Source organism: Burkholderia sp. BCC1999 (genome assembly GCF_905339975.1).
Classification (GTDB): Bacteria; Pseudomonadota; Gammaproteobacteria; order Burkholderiales; family Burkholderiaceae; genus Burkholderia.
In genome coordinates this window covers 1-17,756 of sequence record NZ_CAJPHP010000030.1, presented here as the reverse complement: position 1 = coordinate 17,756, position 17,756 = coordinate 1, and the positions used below count along the sequence as shown (strand labels likewise).

Annotated in this window: 14 protein-coding genes and 2 pseudogenes; 9 read left to right on the top strand and 7 right to left on the bottom strand. The window is 66.2% G+C overall.

All coding sequences use genetic code 11. The features are described from left to right. Positions 1–104: 104 nt before the first annotated feature. The 3 genes from glyA (at position 105) to lipA (ending at position 3,583) form a co-directional block, all read left to right on the top strand. Complete coding sequence (glyA, locus tag U5809_RS31090; RefSeq protein ID WP_322089324.1) at positions 105–1,361, top strand: serine hydroxymethyltransferase; 1,257 nt, start codon at positions 105–107, stop codon at positions 1,359–1,361. A gap of 125 nt (positions 1,362–1,486) precedes the next feature. Next, positions 1,487–2,605, top strand: a complete 1,119-nt coding sequence (gene gcvT, locus U5809_RS31085; protein WP_322089323.1) for a glycine cleavage system aminomethyltransferase GcvT — start codon at positions 1,487–1,489, stop codon at positions 2,603–2,605. A 3-nt stretch (positions 2,606–2,608) separates the two neighbouring features. Next, on the top strand, positions 2,609–3,583 hold the full coding sequence (gene lipA / locus U5809_RS31080) for a lipoyl synthase (protein ID WP_415877973.1): 975 nt from the start codon (positions 2,609–2,611) through the stop codon (positions 3,581–3,583). 102 nt (positions 3,584–3,685) lie between these two features. On the opposite strand, the gene U5809_RS31075 is transcribed toward lipA, so the two are convergent. Genes U5809_RS31075 through U5809_RS31065 form a run of 3 tightly spaced genes read right to left on the bottom strand, consistent with a single transcriptional unit; the run spans position 3,686 to position 7,343 of the window. Continuing rightward, positions 3,686–4,876 carry an acetyl-CoA C-acyltransferase gene (locus U5809_RS31075; RefSeq protein WP_322089322.1) on the bottom strand — a complete coding sequence of 397 codons (1,191 nt, stop codon included), beginning with the start codon at positions 4,874–4,876 and terminating at the stop codon, positions 3,686–3,688. A gap of 18 nt (positions 4,877–4,894) precedes the next feature. Further along, a complete protein-coding gene (locus tag U5809_RS31070; RefSeq protein WP_322089320.1) occupies positions 4,895–5,662 on the bottom strand; it encodes a 3-hydroxyacyl-CoA dehydrogenase in 768 nt (255 codons plus the stop codon). Positions 5,663–5,675: 13 nt separating this feature from the next. Next, positions 5,676–7,343, bottom strand: coding sequence for an acyl-CoA synthetase (locus U5809_RS31065; protein ID WP_322089319.1), 1,668 nt, complete (start codon positions 7,341–7,343; stop codon positions 5,676–5,678). A 145-nt stretch (positions 7,344–7,488) separates the two neighbouring features. Between U5809_RS31065 and U5809_RS31060 the strand changes: the two genes are divergently transcribed. Further along, positions 7,489–8,493, top strand: coding sequence for an AraC family transcriptional regulator (locus tag U5809_RS31060; RefSeq protein WP_322089318.1), 1,005 nt, complete (start codon positions 7,489–7,491; stop codon positions 8,491–8,493). A 188-nt stretch (positions 8,494–8,681) separates the two neighbouring features. Here U5809_RS31060 and U5809_RS31055 read toward each other — a convergent pair whose 3' ends face one another. From U5809_RS31055 to U5809_RS31045, 3 genes are all read right to left on the bottom strand, one after another. Next, positions 8,682–10,079 (bottom strand): purine-cytosine permease family protein, encoded by a 1,398-nt coding sequence (locus tag U5809_RS31055; RefSeq protein WP_282512507.1) that lies wholly within the window; start codon positions 10,077–10,079, stop codon positions 8,682–8,684. A gap of 258 nt (positions 10,080–10,337) precedes the next feature. After that, positions 10,338–11,729, bottom strand: a complete 1,392-nt coding sequence (locus U5809_RS31050; protein ID WP_282512505.1) for an aspartate aminotransferase family protein — start codon at positions 11,727–11,729, stop codon at positions 10,338–10,340. An 82-nt stretch (positions 11,730–11,811) separates the two neighbouring features. Next, entirely contained in the window at positions 11,812–13,317 is a 1,506-nt protein-coding gene (locus U5809_RS31045) for an aldehyde dehydrogenase (protein ID WP_322089316.1), read from the bottom strand. Between the two features lie 92 nt (positions 13,318–13,409). Here U5809_RS31045 and U5809_RS31040 point away from each other — a divergent pair, with 92 nt between their 5' ends. From U5809_RS31040 to U5809_RS31030, 3 genes are all read left to right on the top strand, one after another. Further along, positions 13,410–13,685, top strand: a complete 276-nt coding sequence (locus tag U5809_RS31040) for a hypothetical protein (protein WP_322089315.1) — start codon at positions 13,410–13,412, stop codon at positions 13,683–13,685. Then, positions 13,679–14,278: a hypothetical protein gene (locus U5809_RS31035; RefSeq protein ID WP_322089314.1), complete on the top strand. Its 600-nt coding sequence runs from the start codon at positions 13,679–13,681 to the stop codon at positions 14,276–14,278. The genes U5809_RS31040 and U5809_RS31035 overlap by 7 nt, the downstream gene beginning before the upstream one ends. A gap of 65 nt (positions 14,279–14,343) precedes the next feature. After that, a complete protein-coding gene (locus U5809_RS31030; protein ID WP_322089313.1) occupies positions 14,344–14,715 on the top strand; it encodes a nuclear transport factor 2 family protein in 372 nt (123 codons plus the stop codon). A gap of 100 nt (positions 14,716–14,815) precedes the next feature. Here U5809_RS31030 and U5809_RS31025 read toward each other — a convergent pair whose 3' ends face one another. Beyond that, positions 14,816–16,645 carry a methyl-accepting chemotaxis protein gene (locus U5809_RS31025; protein ID WP_322089311.1) on the bottom strand — a complete coding sequence of 610 codons (1,830 nt, stop codon included), beginning with the start codon at positions 16,643–16,645 and terminating at the stop codon, positions 14,816–14,818. A 278-nt stretch (positions 16,646–16,923) separates the two neighbouring features. Between U5809_RS31025 and U5809_RS31020 the strand changes: the two are divergent. Continuing rightward, positions 16,924–17,448, top strand: a pseudogene (locus tag U5809_RS31020) (RNA polymerase sigma factor); the annotation flags it as partial. Continuing rightward, positions 17,447–17,692: pseudogene (locus tag U5809_RS31015) on the top strand (O-methyltransferase); the annotation flags it as partial. The pseudogenes U5809_RS31020 and U5809_RS31015, both read left to right, overlap by 2 nt. Positions 17,693–17,756 lie beyond the last annotated feature (64 nt).

The window sequence follows — 17,756 nt, the reverse complement described above, 5'->3', positions numbered from 1 at the left end:
CCGACCTCACTCAACCCGCCAAGGAGCCGAGACGACGCGCCGGCCGCGCTGCCCGACCGGGCATCGCGCGCCGCCACGCGGCTCCGACATCAGGAGAAAGACGAATGTTCAGCAAAAACATGAAGATCGAAGGTTACGACGATGAACTGTGGACGGCGATGGAGCGCGAGCGCATTCGCCAGGAGGACCATATCGAACTCATTGCGTCGGAAAACTACACGAGCCCGCGCGTGATGCAGGCGCAGGGCTCGGTGCTGACCAACAAGTACGCGGAAGGCTATCCGGGCAAGCGATACTACGGCGGCTGCGAGTTCGTCGACGTCGCCGAGCAACTGGCGATCGATCGCGCGAAGGCGCTGTTCGGCGCGGACTATGCGAACGTGCAGCCGCACTCCGGCAGCCAGGCGAACGCAGCCGTCTACATGGCGCTGCTCGAGCCGCACGACACGATACTCGGCATGAGCCTCGCGCACGGCGGCCACCTGACGCACGGCGCACACGTGAATTTCTCGGGCAAGATCTACCGCGCCGTGCAATACGGCCTGAACGTCGAAACCGGCGAGATCGACTACGACCAGGTCGAAGCACTGGCAAAAGCGCACAAGCCGAAACTGATCACGGCCGGCTTCTCCGCATATTCGCGCGTGGTGGACTGGGCCCGCTTCCGCCAGATCGCCGACGCGGTAGGCGCGTACCTGTTCGTCGACATGGCCCACGTGGCGGGCCTCGTCGCAGCCGGGCTGTATCCGAATCCGCTACCCCACGCCGACGTGGTGACGACGACGACGCACAAGACACTGCGCGGCCCGCGCGGCGGCCTGATTCTCGCGCGCACGAACCCGGAGCTCGAGAAGAAGCTCAACTCGATCGTGTTCCCCGGCATCCAGGGCGGCCCGCTGATGCACGTGATTGCCGCGAAGGCCGTCGCGTTCAAGGAAGCGCTGTCGCCCGAATTCACCGCGTATCAGCAGCAGGTCGTCGCCAATGCGCGAGAGATGGCCGCGGTGTTCGTCGCGCGCGGCTACGACATCATCTCCGGGGGCACGGACAACCACCTGTTCCTCGTGAGCCTGATCCGCCAGGGGCTGACCGGCAAGGCCGCCGATGCAGCGCTCGGCAGCGCGCACATCACCGTGAACAAGAACGCGGTGCCGAACGATCCGCAAAGTCCGTTCGTGACCAGCGGAATCCGCATCGGCACGCCGGCGATCACCAGCCGCGGCTTCAAGGAAGCCGAAGTGCGCGCGGTGGCCGGCTGGATCTGCGACATTCTCGACGACATCGAAAACCCGGCCGTCATCGAACGCGTGAGACGGCACGTTGCGGAACTCTGCGGCGCACTGCCGGTATACGGCAAGTAACGCACACGGTCATCACGCAGCCGCTCTCGGGGGCGGAATCAACGCCCCCGAGAGCGGTCCCCATCGTTCATCGTCGATGCAACGACGGCGTGAAATATTTGACATCCTAACTACATGGAATCACGATGACCCACCCGCTTTCCCGCACCGCACTCCATGACCTGCATCTCGAACTCGGCGCGAAGATGGTTCCGTTCGCCGGATACGAGATGCCCGTGCAGTATCCGCTCGGCATCCTGAAAGAGCATCTCCACACGCGCGACCATGCAGGCCTGTTCGACGTTTCGCACATGGGTCAGGTCATGCTGACGGGCGCGGACGCCGCCGCCGCGCTGGAAACGCTGGTGCCGATCGACGTGATCGACCTGCCGGTCGGCATGCAACGCTATGCGCTGTTCACGAACGAACAAGGCGGCATTCTCGACGACCTGATGATCACCCGCCTCGACGACGACGTGTTCTACGTGGTCGTCAACGCCGCGTGCAAGGCCCGCGACATCGCGCATCTGAAGAACCGGATCGGCCACCGCTGCGCGGTTGTCGAACTGGCCGACCGTGCGCTGCTGGCACTGCAAGGCCCGGTTGCCGCGGCGGTGCTGGGCCGGCTCGCACCGCCGCTGGCCGGTCTGACCTTCATGCAGAGCGTGCGCATCGAGTTGGCCGGCGCGGCATGCTACGTAAGTCGCTCCGGCTACACGGGTGAGGACGGCTACGAGATCTCGGTACCGGCCGATCGCGCGGACGCGCTGGCGCGTTTGCTGCTCGCCGATCCGGCAGTCGAGCCGATCGGCCTCGGCGCGCGCGACTCGCTGCGCCTCGAAGCCGGCTTGTGCCTGTATGGACACGACATCGACACCGGCACGACACCGATCGAAGGCGGGTTGCTGTGGGCCATCTCGAAGGTGCGCCGTCCGGGCGGCGCGCGCGCCGGCGGCTATCCGGGCGCCGATATCGTCGCAAGACAACTCGCCGAAGGCGTGCAAAGAAAGCGCGTCGGCTTCGTCGTGAAAGACAAGGTGCCGGTGCGCGAAGGCGCCGACATCACCGGGCCCGACGGCCGGTCGATCGGCACGGTAACGAGCGGCGGGTTCGGTCCGACGCACGGCGGCCCGGTGGCGATCGGCTATGTCGCCGCCGAATGCGCGACGCCCGGCACGGCGCTGCATGCAATCGTCCGCGGCAGGCCGGTCGCGATCGAAGTCGCGAAAACCCCGTTCGTCCCCCAGCGATACTATCGAGGCTGAGCCATGGCGCATCCGGAAACCCGCCCCGCGCCGATGGCCGCGGGAACCAAGTTGTCCGCCGCCGAAAAAATGGCGCGCATCCCCGTGAAGATCGTCGCGACCGAACCGGCCGGCATGCTGCGCAAGCCGGAATGGATACGCGCGGCGTTCCCCGGCTCGCGCGAGGTGATCGCACTCAAGCAGGTGCTGCGCGAGCAGAAGCTGCATACGGTCTGCGAGGAAGCGAGTTGTCCGAACCTCGGCGAATGCTTCAGCCACGGAACGGCCACCTTCATGATCATGGGCGACATCTGCACGCGGCGCTGCCCGTTCTGCGATGTCGGGCATGGCCGACCGCTTCCGCTCGATCCGGACGAACCGGCGCGGCTCGCCGAAACGATCGCGGCGATGCGGCTCAAGTACGTCGTGATCACGTCGGTCGACCGCGACGACCTGCGCGACGGCGGCGCCGCACACTTCGCCGCATGCATCCGCGACGCGCGACGGGTCAGTCCGGCGCTTACGATCGAAGCGTTGACGCCGGATTTTCGCGGGCGACTCGACATCGCGCTGAACTCGCTCACGAAGTCGCCACCGGACGTGTTCAACCACAATCTGGAAACCGTGCCGCGCCTGTACCGCGAAGCGCGGCCGGGCGCCGACTATCAGCACTCGCTCCACGTGCTGCGGGCGTTCAAATCCGCGTTGCCGAACGTGTCGACCAAGTCGGGGCTGATGCTGGGCCTCGGCGAGCAGCTCGACGAAGTCGAACAGGTGATGCGCGACTTGCGCGCGCACGGCGTGGACATGCTGACACTCGGCCAGTACCTGCAGCCGACCCGCCATCATCTGCCGGTGAAACGCTTCGTCACCCCGGCGGAATTTGCGCAGTTGCGCCAACGCGCGCTCGCGCTCGGGTTCAGTCAGGTTGCGTCGGGGCCGATGGTGCGTTCGTCCTATCACGCCGACCTGCAGGCGCGGGGCGAAACCGTCGAATGACGACGGTTGATCGGCACGCGGCCGCAGGTTACGCGTGCCGACGGCGACACAGGCGATCCGGCGTCCTGGCCGGATCGCCTGCGCGCGCGTCGCAGGCGCTGGTTACGCGATGCGCTCGATCGCGATCGCCGTCGCCTCGCCGCCGCCGATGCACAGCGATGCGACGCCGCGCTTCAGGCCGTACGTTTCCAGCGCGGCCAGCAGCGTCACCATCACGCGCGCACCCGATGCGCCGATCGGATGCCCGAGCGCGCACGCGCCGCCATGCACGTTGACCTTCTCGTGCGGCAGGTCGAGATCGCGCATCGCGGCCATCGGCACGACTGCGAACGCTTCGTTGATCTCGAACAGGTCGACGTCGCGCAGGTTCCAGCCGGTTTTCTCCGACAGCTTGCGCAGCGCGCCGATCGGCGCGGTCGCGAACAGGCCAGGTTTGTCCGCAAACGTCGAATGCCCGACGATCACGGCCTTCGGCGTGAGGCCGAGGCGCTCGGCTTCGGAGCGGCGCATCATCACGAGCGCGGCCGCACCGTCCGAGATCGACGACGCATTCGCGGCCGTCACCGTGCCACCTTCGCGGAACGCCGGCTTCAGCGTCGGAATCTTGTCGAGCTTCGCGTTGCCCGGCTGCTCGTCGATCGACACGATGCTTTCGGTCTTGCCGGCCTTCACGGTCACCGACGCGATCTCCGACACGAAACGCCCTTCGGCGATCGCGCGCTGCGCGCGCGTCAGCGACGCGATCGCGAACGCATCCTGCGCCTCGCGCGTGAACTGGTACGCCTGTGCGCAATCCTCGGCGAACGTGCCCATCAGGCGGCCTTTCTCGTACGCGTCTTCGAGCCCGTCGAGGAACATGTGGTCGAGCACCTGCCCGTGCCCCATGCGCATCCCCGCGCGCGCCTTCGGCAGCAGGTACGGCGCATTCGTCATGCTCTCCATCCCGCCCGCGACAGCCACCGCCGCCGAACCGGCCAGCAGCAGGTCATGCGCGAACATCGCGGCCTTCATCCCCGAACCGCACATCTTGTTGACCGTGGTCGCGCCCGCGCCGAGCGGCAGCCCGGCCTTCAGCGCGGCCTGTCGCGCCGGCGCCTGGCCCTGGCCAGCCGGCAGCACGCAGCCGAACACGATTTCGTCGATGCGTTCGGCCGGCACGTTCGCGCGCTCGAGCGCCGCGCGAATCGCCACCGCGCCGAGGTCGCTCGCGCTGGCCGCCGCCAGGTCGCCCTGAAAACCACCCATCGGCGTACGCGCCGTGCCAACGATTACGATCGGATCCTGAGTCGTCATGATTCGCTTCCTCCAGTGTCAGCGCGGTGCCATGCGCAACGCGCCATCGAGACGGATGACTTCGCCGTTCAGCATCGTGTTCTCGGCGATGTGGCGCACCAGCGCCGCAAATTCTTCCGGGCGGCCGAGCCGCGGCGGGAACGGCACGCTCTTGCCGAGCGCGTCCTGCACGTCCTGCGGCATGCCGGCCATCATCGGCGTCGCGAAGATGCCCGGCGCGACCGTCACGACGCGAATGCCGAAGCGCGCGAGTTCGCGCGCGATCGGCAGCGTCATGCCCACCACGCCGCTTTTCGATGCAGCATACGCCGCCTGCCCGATCTGCCCGTCGAACGCGGCGACCGATGCGGTGTTGACGATCACGCCGCGCTCGCCTTCCGCATCGGCGTCCTGCTTCGACATCGCTTCGGCGGCCAGCCGGATCATGTTGAACGTGCCGACCAGATTGATCGACACCGCACGCGCGAAGCGCTCGAGCGAGTGCGGGCCCTCGCGGCCGACGACCTTCTCGCCCGGCGCAACGCCCGCGCAGTTGACCAGCGCGTCGATGCGACCGAACGCGTCGCGCGCAACAGCGACAGCCGCCTGCCCATCGGCTTCGCTCGTCACGTCGGTCTTCACGAAGCGTGCGGCCGCACCGAGTTCGTGCGCGAGGCTCGTGCCCGCATCGTCATTGACGTCGAGCAGCACGGCCTTGCCGCCCTGCTCGACGACCATGCGCGCCACCGCGGCGCCGAGGCCCGAACCGGCGCCCGTAATCAGAAAAACGCGATCCTTGATATTCATTCGCAGTCCGTATTCATGGTTGAGTGGCCTTCTCGGCTTCCATCTTGCGCAGCACGAAACGCTGGATCTTGCCGCTCGGGGTTTTCGGCAGCGCGTCGACGAAATCGATCGCGCGCGGATACGCGTGAGCGGACAGCCGCCGCTTCACATGCAGGCTCAATTCCTCGGCCAGTTCGGGCGTGCCGTCGAAGCCCTTCGACAGCACGACGAACGCCTTCACGATCTCCGTGCGCTCCGGATCGGGCACGCCGATCACCGCGGCTTCGCTGACGGCCGGATGCTCGATCAGCGCGCTTTCCACGTCGAACGGGCCGATCCGGTAGCCGGACGAGGTGATCACGTCGTCTGCGCGGCCGATGAAGCTCACGGTGCCGTCCGGCTCCAGCTCGACGTTGTCGCCTGTCCGGTAGTAGCCGCCCGCGATCGCCGGCGTGTCCTGCTGCCAGTAGCCGCGGAACCACAGCAGCGGCGAGCGCGCGATGTCGATCGCGAGGTTGCCCGGTTGGCCGGGGCCAAGCTCGCGGCCCGCTTCGTCGAGCACCGCGACCCGGTAGCCCGGCATCGCGAAGCCGGCTGACCCGACATGCACCACGTGTGCGAGACCGTGATGGTTGTTCACGACCATCCCGAGCTCGGTCTGGCCGTAGTGATCGTAGATCGGCGCGCCGAGCGCCGCGTCGAACCAGCGCACGACCTCCGGATTCAGCGGTTCGCCCGCGCTGCTCACCACGCGCAGCTTGCCCTTCACGCGCGCCGCCGCTTCCGGCCCGGCCGCCATCAGCATCCGGTACGCGGTCGGCGAGCCGGCCAGGCTCGTGATGCCGAGCCGTTCGATCACGTCGTACGTGCTCTCGACCGTGAAGCTGCCTTCGTAGAGCGTCGTCGCATGACCGAGCACCAGCGGGCCCGTGATCGCGTAATACAGGCCGTACGCCCAGCCCGGATCGGCGATGTTCCAGAACCGGTCGCCTGCGCGCAGGTCGACCGCGTCGCGCGTGTACGCACCGAACGCGAGCAGCGCGTACAGCGGCACCGGGACGCCCTTCGGCAGGCCCGTCGTGCCCGATGTCGACATCATCATGAACAGGTCGGTGCCCTTGCGCAGCACGGGTTCGAACGTATCAGGCTGCGCATCGATCGCCGCGCGGAAATCGATGTCGTTCGCCGGCAGCGTCTCGCCTGCATCGCGCACCGTCGCGACCGGCGGGCAATCGGCGATCTCGTCGAGCTTCGCGCGATTCGCGACGTTGGTCACGACGAGCCGCGCATCGCTCATGCGCAACCGGTGCTCGATCGCCTTCGGGCCGAACGCGGTGAACAGCGGCTGATAGACGGCGCCCGCGCGCCACGTGCCGAGGATCGTCGCGACCAGCTCCGGCGTGCGGGGCAGCAGGCCGGCCACGACGTCGCCCGGCTTCACGCCCTGCGCGACCAGCAGGTTCGAGACCCGGGCCGACAACGCCTGCATCTGCGCGAACGTGAAGCGGTGGTGCTGCCCGCCGAGGTCGATCCAGTCGAGTGCGACCGCGTCCGCCGTCGCGTGCCGGTCGCAGCATTCGACGCACGCGTTCAGGCCGCGTTCCAGGTCGCCGTGCAACTGCGCGGCGGCGGTCTCGATACTGAACCGGGCCACGGCGTCGGCGTAGGCCGGCACCGCCCGGGCGGTAGCTCCATCAGGCATGCGTGTCTCCTGTGCGTTATGGCCGCCGGCGAGCCAGGGGCGCGACGGGGGATATATCGATAGTAGACAGCCCGCACATTGCAATCAATGACAAACAGAATCTAGAATCGTGATCGCTTTTGCCATGTCGGGAGGATGCGGAAAAATGGGGCCGCAGATGATTTCGCCGGATTTCGTCGACGACGCGCTCGCGTGCCTGCGCCGGCAACGCCTGCCGACGGAACCCGTGCTGCGCGCCGCCGGCCTGCCGGCCGCCGTGCGCGAGCCCGTCACGCCGCAACAGTACGGCCGGCTGTGGCTGGCAATCGCCGCCACGCTCGACGACGAATTCTTCGGTCTCGCCGCGCGCCCGATGCGGCAAGGCAGCTTCACGCTGCTGTGCCACGCGGTGCTGCACGCCGGCACACTCGAGCAGGCACTGCGGCGTGCGCTGCAGTTCCTGCGCGTGGTGCTCGACGAGCCGCGCGGCGAACTCGTCGTGGCCGACGGGCAGGCGCAGATCGTGCTCAAGCAATCGGGCGCGCCGTATCCGGCGTTCGCGTACCGGACGTTCTGGCTGATCCTGCTCGGCGTCGCCTGCTGGCTGATCGGCCGGCGCATTCCGCTGCAACGCATCGATTTCGCGTGCCCGAGCCCCGGCCAGCGCAGCGACTATCACCAGTTCTTCGGCGTACCCGTGCATTTCGACCGGCCCGACAGCCGGCTCGCGTTCAACGCCGCGTATCTCGCTCTGCCGACGATCCGCTCGGCGCAGGCGCTGAAAACCTTCCTGCGCGGCGCGCCCGGCAACCTGCTGGTCCGCTACCGGCACGACACCGGCTGGGTCGCGAAAACGCGCGCGCACCTGAAAGCGCTACCGGCGGCCGAGTGGCCCGACTTCGATGCGCTGGCCGTTCGCCTCGGCACGACGCCGGCGACGCTGCGGCGGCGTCTGCGCAGCGAAGGGCAGAGCTTCGCGGCGATCAAGGACGAACTGCGCGGCGCGCTGGCCCAGTCGCTGTTGCGCGGGCACGCGCTCAGCGTCGCGGAGATCGCGACCGAACTCGGCTTCACCGAACCGAGCGCGTTTCATCGTGCGTTCCGCAAGTGGACGGGCACGAGCCCCGGCGCATTCCGGCGTGACGTGCATGCGACGAAGGCGGAGCCTTGAAGCACGGGCGCATGACACGCGACGCGTGCGAAAGTCGCGGGGAGCCCGTCCCGCGACGCCGATACGATGCGAACCTCCGCGAGATTCGCACCGGAAGGCTCGGCCATGACTTCGGGCTCGAAGCGCACGCGGAGCGCCTGCGGACATTCACGCCGTAACATCGCGCAGGCGCCGATGCCCCGACACACTCAGTCGACGCTCGCCGCGACACCCTGCAGCGGCCGCGAGAACAGCTTGCAACCCGCGTAGTAGACGAGCGACGTCAGCGACAGGCCGACGATCCACGACACGTCCGCCCCGCCGAGCCGGCTCGCCAGTTCGCCCGTATAGAGATCGGTCGCCATGAACGGCGCCTGCGCGACGATCCCGATGACGTACGACCCGACCGCGATCGTGTTGAAGCGCCCGTAGATGCCGCCGTCCTGACGGAAGAACGACGCGACGTCGTACTCGCCGTGACAGACGAGGTAGTAGTCGACGAGGTTGATCGCGGTCCACGGCACGAGCACGTACAGCAGCAGCAGGATGAAGTTCGTGTAGCCGGCGAGGAAATTGTCCTGCCCGAACAGCGCGATCGCGAGCGCGATGGCGCACAGGACGATCGCCGTGATCGCCCGCGCGCGGGCCTTGCCCGACCACGACGGAAAGAGCGTCTGCAGCACGGTGATGGCCGACAGCGCACCGCAATACAGCTCCATCGCGTTGCTCGCCGCGATGCCGAACGACAGCACGACGATCACGAGCACGCTGATCCCCTGCGTGAGGCCGGTCAGACCGCTCACGACGTTGCCGTCGGGCGTTGCCAGGCCGACCAGGCAGCCGAGCAGCATCGGGAAGAACGAGCCGAGCACGCAGCCCCAGTAGCTCGACCAGAATGCCGTACGCGGCCCCGTATCGGGCGGCAGGTAGCGCGAATAGTCCGACACGTACGGCGCGTACGCGATCTGCCACAGCGCGGCGACCGACATCGCGCCAAGGAAACCGGACAGGTTCAGCGAATGCTTCGAGAACGTATCGCCCGGCAACCCGTGCACGAAGATGATCCACACGAACGCGAGCACCAGCACGCTACCCGAGCACCAGCTCAGCAGCCGCGCATACGCGTGGATCAGCTTGTAGCCGTAGATCGATCCGAGCAGACTGATCAGGCCGATCACGACGACGCCGGCATCGAGCGGAATCGCGGCACTCAGGCTGTGCAGCGCCTGCCCGCCGAACACGCAGTTCGACGCGAAGAAGCCGACGTACATCACGACGACCAGTGCGACCACGAGCAACGCGCCGAACGACCCGAACTGCCCGCGTGTCTGGATCATCTGCGGCACGCCGAGCTGCGGCCCCTGCGCGGAATGCAGCGCCATGAAGACCGCGCCTATCAGGCTGCCGGTGAGCGTCGCGAGCGCGGCCCACCAGAACGGCTGCTTGAACACCGTCGTCGCGAGCGAGCCCGTGACGATCGTCAGCATCATGATGTTCGATCCGAACCAGATCGTGAACAGATCCTTCGCACTGCCGTGCCGCTCGGTCAGCGGAATCGGCTGGATGGTGCTTTCCTCGAGATGAGCAATGGACTCGCCCTGACTCATTTCGTCTCCTTGTTGATGTCGTGATGTGTGTCGGTACGCGGACAGCAGGGTCACGCGGCCACTCGGCCCCGATTGAAGGCTGCGATCGTCATCCGGAATGCAATGTCATTTGCAATCCTAATTGATGTGCGACCGCAAGCACGTCGTTTGATCGCCCGCTACCTTCGACGCCCGATTCTCGGCGCCACGGTTACCCGCTTCGGAGCGAAGCGCGCTTCCGCCAGCCAGTCGCCGGACGAAAGCGCGTCGCCTGACCGGTCAGCAGTCGATCCCGAGCACTTCGCGCGCGGTCGCATCCACCGCCTTGCGCATCGTGCCGACCAGTTCGTCGATTTGCGCATGATCGATCACCAGCGGCGGCGCCACGATCAGGCGGCCGTTCGTCGAACGCACGATCGCACCGAGCTCGAAACCGACCGTCCGGCTGTGCCAGGTCAGGTCGGCCTCGTTCGCGAAGCGCTCGCGCGTCGCCTTGTTCTTCGCGAACTGGATCGCGCCGACCGCGCCTACGCCCTGGATCTCGCCGACGAGCGGATGGCCGTCGAACGCATCGCGCAGCGCCTTCTGCAGGTACGGCCCCGTATCCGTCTTCGTCCGCTCGACGAGGCCCTCGCGCTCGAGCACGTCGAGGTTCGCCAGTGCAACGGCGGCCGCGACCGGGTGCCCCGAATACGTCAGCCCGTGCGCATAGACGCCGCCCTTGTCGACCAGCGCTTCGCCGACGCGTCGGCTCATGATCAGGCCGCCCATCGGCACATAGCCCGAAGTCAGCCCCTTTGCCATGCAGATCAGGTCGGGTTCGAAGCCGAAGTGACGATGCGCGAACCACTCGCCGGTACGGCCGAAGCCGCCGATCACTTCGTCCGCGCAGAGCAGCACGTCGTACTGGCGGCAGATGCGTTCGATCTCCTGCCAGTAGCCGTCCGGCGGGAAAATCATCCCGCCCGCGCCCTGGAACGGTTCCGCGACAAATGCGGCAACGCGGTCCGCGCCGATCTCGAGGATCTTGCGCTCGAGCGACAGCGCCGCTTGCTTGCCGAACGCCTCGGGGCTCAGGTCGCCGCCGTTCGCGTACCAGTATGGTTCGTCGACGTGCGTGATGTTCGGAATCGGCAGGTCACCCATTTCATGCATGAACGCCATCCCGCCCAGCGACGCACTGCCGACCGTCGAGCCGTGATAGCCGTTCACGCGGCCGATCAGCACCTTTTTCTCCGGCTTGCCCATCACGTCCCAGAAGCGCCGCACCGTGCGGATGAGCACCTCATTCGATTCGGAACCCGAATTGGTATACACCACGTGGCTGAAGCGATTGCCAAGCAGCGCGAACAGCCGCTCCGACAGTTCGATCACCGACGGGTGCGTCGTGTGAAAGAACATGTTGTAGTAGGACAGTTCCTTCATCTGCCGCGCGGCGGCATCGACCAGCTCCGGCCGGCCGTAGCCGACGTTGGTGCACCACAGCCCGGACATGCCGTCCAGATAGCGGTTGCCGTCGTTATCCCATAGATATACACCTTCGCCGCGCACCATCACGCGCGCGCCTTCCTCGTTCAGCGCCTTCTGGTCGACGAATGCATGCAGGTGGTGCGCGGCGTCGCTGCGTTGATAGTCCTGCGTCGTGCGATGCGGAAAGTTGGGCGCATTCATGGGCAAGTCTCCGGTTCTTTGTAAGGATAAAAAGTGAGGGTTGTGCAGCCCGGCGCGGCCGCTTGCGGCCCGCCGGTTCGAATCAGTAGCTGATCCAGGTCGTCTTCAGGCCCGTGTACTTGTCGATCGCATGCAAGGACAGATCGCGGCCGAAGCCCGACTGGCGGAACCCGCCGAACGGCGTCTGCGCACTCAGCGCATCGACCGTGTTGACGGACACCGTCCCGGCCTTCAGCCGGCCCGCTACGCGATGCGCACGCGACAGGCTGCCGGTCCACACCGACGCGGCAAGACCGTAGATCGAGTCGTTCGCGAGCCGCACGGCCTCGTCCTCGGTGTCGAACGCCATCACCGACAGCACCGGTCCGAAGATCTCCTCGCGCGCGATCGCATCGTCAGGCTTCACGTCGATGAAGATCGTCGGTTCGATGAAGTAGCCCTTGCCGTCGACACGCGGCGCACCGCCGCCGATCGCGAGCGTTGCGCTGTCGCGGCCGCGCGCGATCCACTCGCGCACGCGCCGATGCTGCTGCTCGTCGACGATCGCACCCATCCCGCTCGACGGATCGAGCGGATCGCCAGGCATGAACGCGGCCGCATGCGAGATCAGCCGGTCGACGAACGCGTCGTGGATCGAGCGCTGGACCAGCAGCCGCGAGTTCGCGGAACACACTTCGCCCTGGTTGAAGAAGATGCCGAAGCACGCCTTGCGTGCGGCGAGGTCGAGATCGTCCGTATCGTCGAACACGAGATTCGGGCTCTTGCCGCCGCATTCGAGCCATACCTGCTTCATGTTCGACTGCGCGGCATACTCGAGGAATTTCTTGCCGACGGCCGTCGATCCCGTGAACGCGAGTACGTCGACATCGGGATGCAACCCGAGCGCGCGCCCCGCGGTCTCGCCATAACCGGGCACGACGTTCAGCACGCCGGGCGGCAGGCCGGCCTCGAGCGCCAGCTCCGCGAGACGCAGCGCGGACAGCGGCGACTGTTCCGCCGGCTTCAGCACCACGCTATTGCCGGCCGCGAGTGCCGGCGCCACCTTCCACGCGACCATGTCGAGTGGAAAATTCCACGGCACGACCGCGCCGACCACACCCAGCGGTTCACGCGTGACGACCGCGAGGTTGCCGGGGTCGGTCGACGCGACTTCGCCATGCAGCTTGTCGACGGCTTCGCCGTACCAGCTGAACAGGCCGCCGGCGGCCGGCACGTCGATGCTGAACGCGTCCGCGACGCGCTTGCCCATGTTGAGGGAGTCGAGCAGCGCGAGTTCTGCGCCATGCGCCGCGATGAGTTCGCCGAGCCGGCACAGCACGCGCTTGCGCTCGGCCGGTGCGCAGCGCGACCAGACGCCGGATTCGAACGCGTGGCGCGCGGCGCGCACGGCATCGTCGACATCCGGTGCGTCGCACGATGCGACCTCCGCGATGACGGCCTCGGTCGCCGGATTCATCGCGGCGAACGTCCGGCCGCTGCGCGCCGGCACGCTGCGGCCGTCGATATGCGCAAGCGTTCTCGGGATGACCTGCGCCGCGAGACGTCTCCAGTCCGCGTGCTGATGGTTTTCTGCTGAAGTTGGGTTCATTCAAGACTCCGTTGTGACGACCCGGCGCTTGTGTGTTGCGCTCCGCCTGGATTCGACCCGACGACCGACGTTGGCAGCCATGACCTGGGCCCATGACTGCCGGGCATCGCAGCAATCGTCCGGTTGGCAAACTGTCGGTCATCAAAAAGAGATTTGAAAGAACAGTTTTTCTTCTCACTGAAGAGGTTATTTCTATTCATCCGATCGTCGTGCAGTGGGTTTTCCTGCCGCTTCCCGATCCCGGTGCCGTTTGTTTTGGGGTTCGATTTTTTCGGCGTTCCGGGGCAGAAGCGCCAGCACGACATTGCGCCGCAATTCGTCCGACCACATACTGGTCGGCCAGTCCGAGCGAGGTGCGTCGATGGTGAATGTCGATCAGGGTGCCGCATCGATCTTTGGCGTGATCGGCACGGCCGTGTCCTTGCTGGCGGCGATTCCGTACGCGCTTGCGATCTACCGACGCACCGTGCGCCCGCATCTGTTCACGTGGCTCGTCTGGTCGGTCGTCACGGCAATCGCGGCGGCCGGCCAGTTCGTTGCGGGTGCGGGGCCGTCCGCGTGGTGTACGGCGGCGATTGCCATCACGTGCTTTCTGACGCTGGTGGCGAGCGTCTTTCGCGGCGAACGCGGCTGGACCGGCCTCGACTGGGTTTTTCTGGGCGCGGCGCTGTCGGCCATTCCGCTGTGGATGCTGACCGACGACCCGACGATCTCGATCTGCCTGGTCACGCTGATCGAGTTGGCCGGCCTCGGCCCGACCGTGCGCAAGACCATCCGCGATCCGTGGAGCGAGAGCCTCGCCTATTTCGCACTGTGCGTGCTCAAGTACGCGCTGGCGTTGCTGGCGCTGAGCACGTGGAGTGTCGCGGTCGCGTTTTATCCGGTCGTCAACGTCATCGCGTCGATCGGCATCTGCACGGTGATGCTGGTGCGACGTCAGGCGCTGTCGAATGCGCGGTAGCCTTCGTCCGCCGTCGCCACTGCGTGCGCAGTCTCAACCCCTCAAGGATGAAGCGAGGAGCCGACATGGATGCAATCCGTACCGTCATCGAACCTTTTGAAACTGCGTTATGCGCGGCGATGCGGGTCAACGATGTCGACGCGCTCGATGCGCTGCTGGACGACCAGTTGGTATTTACCGTCCCGACCGGCCAGGTCATCTCGAAGGAGGACGATCTGGCCGCGCATCGCGCGAAGCTTCTGCGCCTGGAGAAGCTCGACGTCCACGAAATGCGCGCATGCGCGATCGACGAGCTGATTCTGACGACGACGCAAGCGACCCTCGCCGGCCATTTCGACGGCGTGGCGTTCGGCGGTACGTTTGCCTATACGCGCCTCTGGCGCCGATCGGGCACTGGCTGGCGCATCGTCGCCGGGCATGCTTCGCAGGTCACGTAAGCTGCGCCCGATTCCTGCTATCCGGGAACGCACGCACGCGTGAAGGATGCTGCGTCCGCCCATGCCGCCGATCGATGGACGTAGCCGGTATCGCACCTCGTCAAGCGGGCTGCAACGTCAATGCACGGTTGTCCTCGAGCTTGAACTCGCCGACCGTCTGCGCAAGCCTGGCGGCCTGCTCGCGCAACAACGCCGCCGCGGCCGCCGACTGCTCGACGAGCGCCGCATTCTGCTGTGTCGCATTGTCGAGATGCGACACGGCCTGATTCACCTGCTCGAGCCCCGTGCTCTGCTCCTTCGCCGCGACGGTAATCTCGGCGATCACGCCCGTGATGCTGCGCACGCCCTCGACGATTTCGTCCATCGTTGCACCGGCCGTCAGGACGAGTCCGGAGCCGCCTTCGATCTTCTCGACCGACGTGTGAATCAGCAGCTTGATCTCCTTGGCGGCCTGCGCGCTGCGCTGCGCGAGTGCACGCACCTCGCCGGCAACGACCGCAAAACCGCGGCCGTGCTCGTTCGCGCGTGCGGCCTCGACGGCAGCGTTCAACGCGAGAATGTTGGTCTGGAATGCGATGCCGTCGATCACGCCTACGATGTTGGCAATCTCGCCGGACGCTTGCGTGATGTCGTTCATCGTCGACACGACCTCGCTCACGACCGAGCCGCCGCGCAGCGCGACATTCGACGCGGATTCGGCCAGACGGCTCACCTGGCTTGCCGCATCGGCCGAATTGCGTGCCGTACCGGCGATTTCCTCGAGCGCGGCGGCCGTTTCCTGCAAGCTCGACGCCGCATGTTCAGTCCGGCTCGACAGATCCTGGTTGCCCTGTGCGATCTCGGCGCTCGCGAGGTTGACGGACTCGCTGAATTCGCGAATCTGCAGCAGGATCGTGCTGATCTTTTCGGCGAACAGGTTGAACGCATGCGCGATCTGCGCGGCTTCGTCCTCGCCGTCGGCAGGCAGGCGTTTCGTCAGGTCGCCGCTGCCGGTCGAGACGTCCGTGAGCGCATCGCGAACCAGCAGGATGCGCTTGAAGGCCGCGTTCGTCATCGCGCCGACGAGCGCCGCCGCGATGACGGCAACGATCAGGATGGCAGCCAGCGTCGTCGTCGCGACCGCGCGCATGCCGGCCGTCACGTCGGCCTTGTCGAGCGCGAGCACCAGCGACCAGTCGGTGCCGGCGATCGGCTGTGCGCGCACCAGCTTGGTGGCCCCGTCGATGTCGACCGCGACAGGCGTAGACGCCGTCTGCAGCGCGCCGAGGTGATCGGAATCGAGCACCGGCGAAAGACCGGTCGCAGGCTTCATGATCAGGTCGGTCTTGGCCGATGCGATCACGCGCCCGCTCTTGTCCACCAGGAACGCGAAGCTCGCCGGTGTCGGGTGAACAGAGGTGACGATCGCGCTCACGCTCTCCATGAACAGGCTGGCGGCCAGCACGCCCTTCACCGTGCCGTCGCGCACCACGGGCACCGCGAACGCGACCGCCGGCTTGCCGGTCGTCGCATCGCGGTAGAGTGCCGTCACGACCAGCTGGCCCGCGCTGACGGCCTGCTTGTACCAGGGCCGTGCGGTCGCGTCGTAGCCGGGCGCGAGCGGGACGTTCGAGAACGCGGTCTTGTCCGGAAGGCCAAGCGTCAACACCTCGAAGCCGCCCGACTTGCCGAGCAGTTTCAACGCTGGCAGCGGGTCGCCTTCGCCGATCGCGATCGTGTCGGCGAGTGCCTGGGTTTCCCGTCCCCTGCTGGCCACCCATTCGTTGATCGCCAGCGCGTGACCGGCGAGGATCGACTTGTGGTTCTGGTCGATGGTCTCGTCGTTGTGGTTCTTGACGACGTAATAGACCAGCCCCCCCGTCACGGCCAGCGCCGTGACCACGATGGCGACGCAGGTCGCAAGTATCCGAGCACGAATCGAGGACAGCATGATGACTTCGATCTCCGTTACCGCGTTATTTGAATGGGGTCGCCGAAGGCCGGCAACGTCCTGTTTAACGACCGCGGCAACGGGAACTTAAGGCCAGACTGGCCTGACCAGTTCGGATAAGGGGCCGGCGGGGCCGCGGAGCTGCGGGAGGAAGGCGGGACTGATTCGGCAAGACCGGACTTCCGTGCCGAACGTCCGTGGTGCACGGAGGCGATGCGTTCGGCAGCGGATTTTCACGCGCGTCACAATATTCGAGCGCCTGAAACGTCTTCACAGGCATGGAATCGCCACCCACTTCGCACATGATGACCGACCCAGACCGCGACATCACTGCGACGGTGATGCGCGAACGAACGAGGCTAGCCAATTTCATCCGGCGCCGGATCCGCGACCCGGACGATGCCGAGGACATCCTGCAGGACGTGTTTTACGAATTCGTACAAGCCTATCGGCTGCCTGCTCCAATCGAACAGGCGAGCGCGTGGCTTTTCCGTACCGCGCGCAACCGCATCATCGATCGTTTTCGCAAAAAGAAAGAGCAGCCGCTGGCCGACCTGCTCGACGCCGAGGACGAAACGAGCAGCGAGTATCGCCTGGACCTCGCGCTCCCGGCACACGATGCCGGCCCCGAAGCGCTCTACGCTCGCGCGCTGGTGCTCAAGGCGTTGCAGGACGCACTCGACGAGTTGCCAGCGAATCAGCGAGAGGTTTTTATCGCGCATGAACTGGAAGGGCAGTCCTTCAAGGAGATGACCGCGCAAAGCGGTATCGCGCTCAATACCCTGCTCGCGCGCAAACGCTACCGTTGCCGATCTGGACGGTACGTTCGACATGGTATTTATCGACATATGGGCCGACGCCTATCTGAAACTGTTCAAGCAGATCGAGCGCCTGCTGCGCCCGGGATCGGTGGTACTTGCCGACAATATGTACACCGCCGAGGACGCCGTTCGATCGTACAAGCACTACCTCGACAACGATCCGCGGTTTTCGACTACAACGCTGGACTTCGAATCAGGCGTCGAATTTACGGTTGTCGTTTCCTGAGTGGGGGTGTTTTCGAAGGATTGGCACTGGCCGCGTCGTCACCTGCCATTCGACGCACATTTCC

Bases quoted from the DNA above. Each gene is read 5' to 3' on its own strand.
- U5809_RS31065 (WP_322089319.1), bottom strand. From the start codon at position 7,343: ATGCCTGATGGAGCTACCGCCCGGGCGGTGCCGGCCTACGCCGACGCC.
- U5809_RS31070 (WP_322089320.1), bottom strand. From the start codon at position 5,662: ATGAATATCAAGGATCGCGTTTTTCTGATTACGGGCGCCGGTTCGGGC.
- lipA (WP_415877973.1), top strand. From the start codon at position 2,609: ATGGCGCATCCGGAAACCCGCCCCGCGCCGATGGCCGCGGGAACCAAG.
- U5809_RS31030 (WP_322089313.1), top strand. From the start codon at position 14,344: ATGGATGCAATCCGTACCGTCATCGAACCTTTTGAAACTGCGTTATGC.
- U5809_RS31035 (WP_322089314.1), top strand. From the start codon at position 13,679: ATGGTGAATGTCGATCAGGGTGCCGCATCGATCTTTGGCGTGATCGGC.
- gcvT (WP_322089323.1), top strand. From the start codon at position 1,487: ATGACCCACCCGCTTTCCCGCACCGCACTCCATGACCTGCATCTCGAA.
- U5809_RS31045 (WP_322089316.1), bottom strand. From the start codon at position 13,317: ATGAACCCAACTTCAGCAGAAAACCATCAGCACGCGGACTGGAGACGT.
- U5809_RS31050 (WP_282512505.1), bottom strand. From the start codon at position 11,729: ATGAATGCGCCCAACTTTCCGCATCGCACGACGCAGGACTATCAACGC.
- U5809_RS31025 (WP_322089311.1), bottom strand. From the start codon at position 16,645: ATGCTGTCCTCGATTCGTGCTCGGATACTTGCGACCTGCGTCGCCATC.
- U5809_RS31055 (WP_282512507.1), bottom strand. From the start codon at position 10,079: ATGAGTCAGGGCGAGTCCATTGCTCATCTCGAGGAAAGCACCATCCAG.
- U5809_RS31060 (WP_322089318.1), top strand. From the start codon at position 7,489: ATGGGGCCGCAGATGATTTCGCCGGATTTCGTCGACGACGCGCTCGCG.
- U5809_RS31040 (WP_322089315.1), top strand. From the start codon at position 13,410: ATGACTGCCGGGCATCGCAGCAATCGTCCGGTTGGCAAACTGTCGGTC.
- glyA (WP_322089324.1), top strand. From the start codon at position 105: ATGTTCAGCAAAAACATGAAGATCGAAGGTTACGACGATGAACTGTGG.
- U5809_RS31075 (WP_322089322.1), bottom strand. From the start codon at position 4,876: ATGACGACTCAGGATCCGATCGTAATCGTTGGCACGGCGCGTACGCCG.